Source organism: Kitasatospora sp. NPDC091257, assembly GCF_044757675.1.
Lineage (GTDB): Bacteria > Actinomycetota > Actinomycetes > Streptomycetales > Streptomycetaceae > Kitasatospora > Kitasatospora lactacystinica.
On the sequence record NZ_JBIVVI010001735.1, the window covers coordinates 1 to 1,339 of the forward strand.

Genomic DNA, 1,339 nt, shown 5'->3' on the forward strand with positions numbered 1-1,339 from the left:
TCCCCGCCGTCCGGCGCGGGGCCCCGCCGGGTCAGGCGGGGCGGGCGCCGACGGCGTCGCGGATCTGGTCGCCGAGGCCGCCGTTGACGCGGGCGCAGTTGGCGCAGCAGAAGAACATGCCGGCGACTTCGACGCCGTGGCCGACGATGCGCACGTCGCACTGTTCGCAGCGCGGGGCGAGCTTCTCCATCGCGCACTCGAAGCTGTCGAAGGTGTAGGTGTCGCCGGTGACCGTCTTGATCTCGAAGGCCAGCCAGTAGTCGTTGCCGCAGGTGTCGCAGATGGCCATGGCGGCCGTCTCCTTCCGGTGGGGCCGTCCCGGCGGGGCGGCTCGCCTCCCAGTGTCGAAGGCCCGGTCGGCGGCGGCCACCCGGGGCGAGCGGCGGGGGCTCAGCCGGAGCGGGCGGAGAGGTCCTCCAGGGCGCGGACGGCGCGGTCGGCGTCGTCGGCGGCGACGAACAGGTGGTCGTGGTGGAAACCGGCCACCACGTTGCAGCTGATGCCCTCCTCGGCGAGCCGGCCGGACACCGCGGCGGTCAGCCCGACGGCCTCCAGCGCCGAGTGGATCCGCAGGGTGATCCAGGCCGCCACGTACTCGTAGCGCAGCCCGAGCGCGTCCGCCTCCTCCTGGGCGACCACCATCGTCACCCCCTCGGGTTCGGCGACGGTCACCACCGGCCGCATGCCGGCGGGCACCCGGGCGGGGAGCGTGCAGTAGACGTACCGCCCCGGGTTGAGCTGCGGGCTCATTGCGCGCAGCAGCGTCGCGAGGTCTCGTTCTGCGGCCATGCCCGCCACCGTAGCGGCTGGACGGGGGATGCGTCGTGCTCCGTGGGCGTGTCGGAATCCGTTGACGAGCGACAGTCACCGATATATCGTCGAGCTATCGAGACAGTAACTCGACTGCCTCGTCGAACCGTGGAGACGGAGGTGGGCGCGATGCGCTCGGAAGGTCAAGGAATGCGATTCCGCTGGGAAGGCCCGCGCGGAGGCGGCCCGGGCGGCGGCCGGCGCCGCGGCCCGGGCCCCGAGTTCCGGGGGATGCCCGGGGAGGGAGTCGAGGGCCGGGAGGCGTTCGGCGGGTTCGGCCCGCCGTTCGGCGGCGGCGGCCCCGGCCGGCCGATGGGCGGCCCGTTCGGGCACGGCTTCGGCGGCCACGGCGGCCGGCGCGGAGGCCCGCACGGCCGGCGCGGCGGCCGGGCCCGGCGCGGTGACGTCCGGGCCTCGCTGCTGGCGCTGCTCAAGGAGCGGCCGATGCACGGCTACGAGATGATCGCCGAGATCACCGAGCGGACCGGAGGGGCCTGGCGGCCCAGCCCGGGGTCGATCTACCCCAACC

Annotated in this window: 3 protein-coding genes; 1 reads left to right on the plus strand and 2 read right to left on the minus strand. The window is 74.7% G+C overall.

Annotated elements, in window-relative coordinates:
- Positions 1-31 precede the first annotated feature (31 nt).
- On the minus strand, positions 32-289 hold the full coding sequence (locus ACIQOV_RS41640) for a Prokaryotic metallothionein (protein WP_401056375.1): 258 nt from the start codon (positions 287-289) through the stop codon (positions 32-34).
- A gap of 101 nt (positions 290-390) precedes the next feature.
- The gene (locus ACIQOV_RS41645; protein ID WP_401056376.1) at positions 391-789 is read right to left on the minus strand and encodes an ACT domain-containing protein; all 399 of its coding nucleotides are present in this window, start codon (positions 787-789) and stop codon (positions 391-393) included.
- A 150-nt stretch (positions 790-939) separates the two neighbouring features.
- Between ACIQOV_RS41645 and ACIQOV_RS41650 the strand changes: the two genes are divergently transcribed.
- Positions 940-1,339 (plus strand): PadR family transcriptional regulator (locus tag ACIQOV_RS41650; RefSeq protein WP_401056378.1); only part of this gene is annotated, 400 nt, incomplete at its 3' end.

Coding starts and splice junctions, on each gene's coding strand:
- ACIQOV_RS41640 (WP_401056375.1), bottom strand. CDS start 289: ATGGCCATCTGCGACACCTGCGGCAACGACTACTGGCTGGCCTTCGAG.
- ACIQOV_RS41645 (WP_401056376.1), bottom strand. CDS start 789: ATGGCCGCAGAACGAGACCTCGCGACGCTGCTGCGCGCAATGAGCCCG.